Genomic DNA, 6264 nt, shown 5'->3' on the forward strand with positions numbered 1-6264 from the left:
GAACTGTAGGTCCAACGGGTCCACAAGGAACTGTAGGTCCAACAGGCCCACAGGGAGATACAGGTCCAACAGGCCCACAGGGAACTATAGGCCCAATCGGTCCACAGGGAGATACAGGCCCAACAGGCCCACAAGGGGACATAGGCCCAACCGGCCCACAAGGAGCTATAGGCCCAACCGGTCCTCAGGGTGATACAGGCCCAACCGGTCCACAAGGGGACACAGGCCCAACCGGCCCGCAGGGAGATATAGGTCCAACCGGCCCGGATTTTGCTACAAATGGCTTTTCCGCGTTCGTATCTTCCCTGGCAGTATCAGCGGATACACAAATAACAAACTGGACAACAACCGCTCCTTATTATGGTAATGCAAATTTTAATGCTACAACAGGCAACTTTACGGTTTCTACAACAGGAAGATACTCTATAAAGGCAACCATTAATTACTCCACAATAGCATCAATAGCGGGTTCTATTGGAAATACGGTAAATCCGTCCTTTGCAGTATCAAGGACATCACCTACAACTACAACAATCGTGAGCGGGTTATTCCCAATTTTAAACATCAGCGTGACTCTACTGACGTTAAGAGCCGTATTGGGTAATGGAACGGTTACTCTGGCTTGCGATGCAGCATTAAACAGTGGTGACGTTATTGGTTTGTTTTATGTATCAAGCGGTTTATCTTTAAATCTTAATCTGGGAGGTGCTAATACTGGAGGAATTATATGGTCTGTTTACCAGATTGCATAGCATAATAGAATGGCACTCTCTAATTTAATTATTTTATAAAAGTTATCTCGAAGTTTAGCCAAATGCTTTATATAATTAAAGAATACGCAAAAACTTCGGGATGACTTTTTTGTAAATTCTCTAATTTCCATATTGGAAAACAAAAAATTAAGAATAGTTCCCTACAATTATAAAAAACAATTCATTGTATAAATTCTTTAGCGAGGTAAGAAATTGCAGAAAAGAAAAGTATAAAGTTAAAAATGCCTCCAATGCTGTAAATAAGGGAATAAACACTGTAAACAGACCATTAGGGTTTGGGTCAGGAGAGCGTAATGACAGGCCTGATAGTCGGAACGGACGGAGCTTTTGATCTAGGTTGAAAATATGGTATAATTAATTTTGTGGTTTTAGATTCGACTTTGGGTTAACTACGAAGATAATTTGATCTTTTCGGAGTTTTCAGCAAGTAAAATCAAGCAATGCATGTTCCATTACTCTATAATGACTATAGGGGGGCTGAAACGAGGTGAACAGACGAATGTACGAGTGGCAGAAGCAAATTCAAATCATCGTTGATGAAATTGACAAATGTATTAAAAATTATAATGATGAAGCCTTGACACTACGCTTTCTTTCCCGCAGGCTGGGTTATTCCGAGTTTTATACAACGAGAAAATTCAAAGAAATATCGGGTATGCAATTTAGGGATTATCTGCGGCATAGAAAATTAGCCTTTGCACTAAAAGAGGTTCGGGATAGTGAAAAAAGCATTTTGGATATTGCTTTTGATTATGGTTTTTCATCACATGAAGCTTTTACCAGAGCTTTCAAGGGAACATATGATGTAACTCCAAGTGAATACCGAAAAAAGCCTAAGCCTGTCGTTCTTCGTACAAAAATAAACCCTTTCGACCGCTACTTTTTAGGATTTGGAGAGATTGGCATGATAAAATCTACAGATGATATTAAAATTTATTTTGTAACCATTCCCGCACACAAATTTTTGCACATTAAAAACTATGAGAGTAATGGGTATTGGGATTTTTGGCAAAAGCAAAATCTTATTCCGGGACAGGACTGCGAAACAATTTGCGGCTTAATCGATAGTATCAAGGGCAAATTAGATGATGATGGTGGGAGCGAATCTAACAGCGGCAGCGGCCAGATTATGGCGTACATTAATGACCCGGACGGAAGGCTTTGCGATTGGGGTATTCCACGTACAGAGTGTTATGGTGTACGTCTTCCTTTTGATTATAAAGGCGAAGTACCACCACAAATGCTTATGATTGATGTTCCCGAAGCCGAGTATATTGTTTTTGAACATGGGCCATTCGATTATGAGCAGGAAAATCGTAGTGTAGAGGAAAAAGTTGAAAGGACTATGGCAGCTTTTGATTTTGCAGGCACCGGTTACTGCTTTGATACTTCCCCCGGTAGAATAATATACTTTTATCATAATCCGGAGCGGTTTTGGAAGTATATCAGGCCGGTACGGAAGTCATAATCAATTAGTTTTCAAGATGGGCAAGTTAGCGGCTAACCCAAGTCTGTCCCAACGTGTGCCGATCCAACCGTCATCAGTTAAATGGACAAGGTCCGTAAATCCGTTTCGGGTAGAAGAGCTTTCTTCGCAGACCCGTTCGCTGCATGAAGAAGTAAATAGATTTAAAAACAATGCTCTTAAATGAATGGATTATTTAACTAACTTTCGTCCGATTTTCAGGTTAAAAACAGGATTTTATGTTCTTTTTGACGATTTATCCAAGAAGATATTGAATTAAAAATCTCATTATGATACGATGAAGCTGGTCAGTTATTTCTAAATTAATTATATAAGGAGGTTTTTTATAAATGGATATCCGTTATTCAGCAAACCAGAAGGATTTCAAACGCTACACAACAGATGAAACCAGAAATGAGTTTTTAATTGAAAATTTATACGTTGCCAATGAGGTAGTTGCAGTATATTCTCACGTAGACCGTATGGTAACCTTAGGCTGTATGCCGACAACAGAGGCAGTTTCCATTGATAAAGGCATTGATATTTGGAAAAATTTCGGTACAAGCTATTTCCTTGAGAGACGTGAGGTTGGTATCTTCAACATTGGCGGCGCAGGAAAGATCGTTGCAGATGGGGAAGAATTTAAGATGGGATATAAGGACTGCTTATATATCACCAAGGGAACAAAGGAAGTGACTTTCTCCAGTGAGGATGGATCAAATCCAGCTAAATTCTACATGGTGAGTGCTCCGGCTCATAAAGCATGTAAGACCACATTCATCCCTATTGAAAAGGCGGCTAAGAAGCCACTGGGCGCTATGGAAACCTCCAACAAGCGCGTGATCAACCAGTTCATCCATCCGGACGTACTGGAGACCTGCCAGTTGTCTATGGGTATGACTGTTCTGGATCCGGGCAGCGTATGGAACACCATGCCATCCCATACCCATGAGAGACGTATGGAGATTTACATGTATTTCGAGATTCCGGAGAACAATGTAGTATTCCATATGATGGGCGAAGGCAATGAGACCAGACACATTGTTATGCAGAATGAGCAGGCAGTAATCAGCCCATCCTGGAGCATCCATTCCGGTGCAGGTACCAGCAACTATACCTTCATCTGGGCAATGGGCGGAGAGAACCAGGCGTTCGATGATATGGACACCATTCCTACAACTGAGTTAAGATAATTTATTTTTATAATAAGGCAGATGCGCTATTTCCAGTGCATCTGCTTTTTGCTTTACCGGAATCGGAATATCGTTTCAAGGTCAGGGGAATAATCTGGTGATCAGCTATTTCCTTCTAAATCGTGTGAAATCTCTGTGAAAATGTAGATATTCGCTTTTCCATTTGTTACAATAACACTGATAAATACATTGTGATTTAAAGGATCTGATTTCAGGAGGTTATATATGGAACAGTTAAAGATATTAGTAGTGGATGATGAAGCCAGAATGAGAAAACTGGTAAAGGATTTTTTGAGTGTAAAGGGTTTTTCAGTGGTCGAGGCTTCCAACGGCGAAGAAGCTGTAGATATCTTTTTTGAACAAAAGGATATTGTGCTGATTATTCTGGACGTGATGATGCCTAAAATGGATGGATGGGAGACCTGTAAAACAATCCGTAAATATTCCCAGGTTCCCATCATCATGCTGACTGCAAGAAGCGAAGAACGTGACGAGTTACAGGGCTTTGATCTGGGAGTAGATGAATACATTTCAAAACCCTTCAGCCCTAAGATTTTAGTGGCCCGCGTGGATGCCATATTAAGACGCAGCAATGCCGTTCCCGCAGATGCAGTGGAAATAGGGGGGATCTGCATTGACAAAGCGGCCCATCAGGTCACCATTGACGGTAAAGACATTGATCTAAGCTACAAGGAATTTGAGCTTTTGGCTTATTTTCTGGAAAATCAGGGAATTGCCCTGTCCAGAGAAAAGATACTGAACAATGTCTGGAATTATGATTACTTTGGAGATGCCCGGACCATAGATACCCATGTAAAAAAGTTGAGAAACAAGATGGGAGATAAGGGAGACTATATAAAGACCATATGGGGAATGGGATATAAATTCGAAGTATAAGGAAAGGATACCATTTGAGGTGATGAAATGAAGCATTCCATCAGGGCGCGTTTTGCCATAATTTTTGTATGTCTGATGGCCTTGGTCCTAATTTCTACATGGTTTGTAAACAACTGGTTTCTGGAGAGCTTTTACACCAACGATAAGGTGCATACTCTGGAGAGAGCCTATACGCAGATCGACAAGTTAGTAACACAGGCGAACGAAAGCGGGAAAGGGATCATTGATTTTTACAAGGATTCCTATGACCCGAATTTTAAAAATGAAGGTCCGGCGCAGAAGATGTTCCGAACCATGGGTGAAAAATACAATCTGATGTTGGTGTTGATCGACAGCACCACAGACGAGGCCCTTATGTCCACAAACGGGGATCAGCTTTTTTTAAAAAACAGGGTAGAGGCATATATATTCGGAAAGAACGTGCCGGAAGCCAGTATTTTAAAAAGACATGACAATTATATTGTTCAGAAGACATATGACAGGCGTTCCGATTCTTATTATCTGGAAAGCTGGGGGTATTTTTCCGACAATAAAACTATTTTCCTTATGTCTGTCCCTCTTGCCAGCATTACGGAAAGTGTGGCTCTGGCGAACCGGTTCCTCGCTTATGTAGGAGTAGTGGCACTGTTTATAGGAAGTATATTTATATATTTTACAACAAAAAGAATTACTTCTCCTATTTTACAGCTTGCCAACTTGTCAGAAAAAATGTCGGCGTTGGATTTTGATGCCAAATACACTGGTGCAGAGGAAGATGAGGTCGGGGTACTGGGCAATAGTATGAACCAGCTGTCAAACACTTTAAAGGATACCATCGGGCAGCTGCGGGCAGCCAACGAAAAGCTGCAGAAGGATATTGATGAAAAGATAAAAATTGATGAAATGCGTAAGGATTTTATCGCCAATGTTTCCCACGAATTAAAGACGCCAATTGCCCTCATTCAGGGATATGCGGAGGGCCTTACGGAAGGGATGGCGGAGGATCCGGACAGCAGGGATTATTATTGCGGGGTAATTATGGATGAGGCAGGTAAAATGAATACCATGGTCCGTCAATTACTTAATCTTACTGCTCTTGAATTCGGCAATGACAGTATTCAGATGGAGCGCTTTGATTTAACAGAGCTGATCCGCGGAGTCATTAATTCAGCAGGAATTCTGATCCAGCAGAAGGGGGCGGAAGTGAAGCTGGAGGATTGCGGTCCAACTTATGTATTTGCTGATGAATTTAAAATAGAAGAGGTTATTACGAACTACTTAAATAATGCGCTCAATCATTTGGATGGAGAGCGTAAGATCATATTTACGGCAGAGGAGAATGGAGAGGAAGCTCTTGTAACAGTATTTAACACAGGTCAGAATATCCCGGATGAGGACTTACCCCAAATTTGGACCAAGTTTTTTAAGGTAGACAAGGCGCACACAAGGGGATATGGGGGGAGTGGTATTGGCCTTTCTATTGTTAAGGCTATTATGGATTCACATGGGAAGTCCTGTGGTGTACGTAATGTGAAGGGCGGCGTGGAATTCTGGTTTACTTTGGATTGTTATAAAGAAAATCTGTAGCTTGTTATATAAGAGAAGAATAGAGCCGATATAAATATAGGAAGGTAAGCTGGATGGCCTGAGGTGTATTCCGTGAAAGGAGAATGAAAGGGATGGATATTGGTGCAATGAGCATGGAGATGAGCTTTGCTAGAGTACAGCAGAGTGCAGGTATCAGCGTTGCGAAGAAAGCTATGGACTCTCAGGAAGTTGCTGCGGAGGGATTGCTTAAAATGGTGGAGACGGCGATTCCCAGTCAGGTGCCTGCAAATGGGATAGGGCATATTGTGGATATAAAAGCTTGATATGGAAAAGGGATATGGTGATACATATCCCTTCAGACTGTAGACAAAATCCAGGGCATTCACCCTGGATTTGTCTTGTAACAGAG

At 41.5% G+C, this 6264-nt stretch carries 5 protein-coding genes and 1 pseudogene; all 6 read left to right on the plus strand.

The window, feature by feature from the left end:
- Positions 1-752, plus strand: a pseudogene (locus RT269_RS29355) (hypothetical protein); the annotation flags it as partial.
- 520 nt (positions 753-1272) lie between these two features.
- Positions 1273-2241: a helix-turn-helix transcriptional regulator gene (locus tag RT269_RS29360; protein WP_313188034.1), complete on the plus strand. Its 969-nt coding sequence runs from the start codon at positions 1273-1275 to the stop codon at positions 2239-2241.
- A gap of 347 nt (positions 2242-2588) precedes the next feature.
- Entirely contained in the window at positions 2589-3431 is an 843-nt protein-coding gene (kduI, locus tag RT269_RS29365; protein WP_313188035.1) for a 5-dehydro-4-deoxy-D-glucuronate isomerase, read from the plus strand.
- A 225-nt stretch (positions 3432-3656) separates the two neighbouring features.
- Positions 3657-4328 carry a response regulator transcription factor gene (locus tag RT269_RS29370; protein WP_313188037.1) on the plus strand — a complete coding sequence of 224 codons (672 nt, stop codon included), beginning with the start codon at positions 3657-3659 and terminating at the stop codon, positions 4326-4328.
- 27 nt (positions 4329-4355) lie between these two features.
- Positions 4356-5894: a sensor histidine kinase gene (locus RT269_RS29375; protein ID WP_313188038.1), complete on the plus strand. Its 1539-nt coding sequence runs from the start codon at positions 4356-4358 to the stop codon at positions 5892-5894.
- A gap of 92 nt (positions 5895-5986) precedes the next feature.
- The gene (locus RT269_RS29380) at positions 5987-6178 is read left to right on the plus strand and encodes a YjfB family protein (protein WP_313188039.1); all 192 of its coding nucleotides are present in this window, start codon (positions 5987-5989) and stop codon (positions 6176-6178) included.
- The last annotated feature ends 86 nt before the right edge of the window (positions 6179-6264 follow it).

The organism is Lacrimispora sp. (assembly GCF_032078915.1).
Classification (GTDB): domain Bacteria; phylum Bacillota; class Clostridia; order Lachnospirales; family Lachnospiraceae; genus Lacrimispora.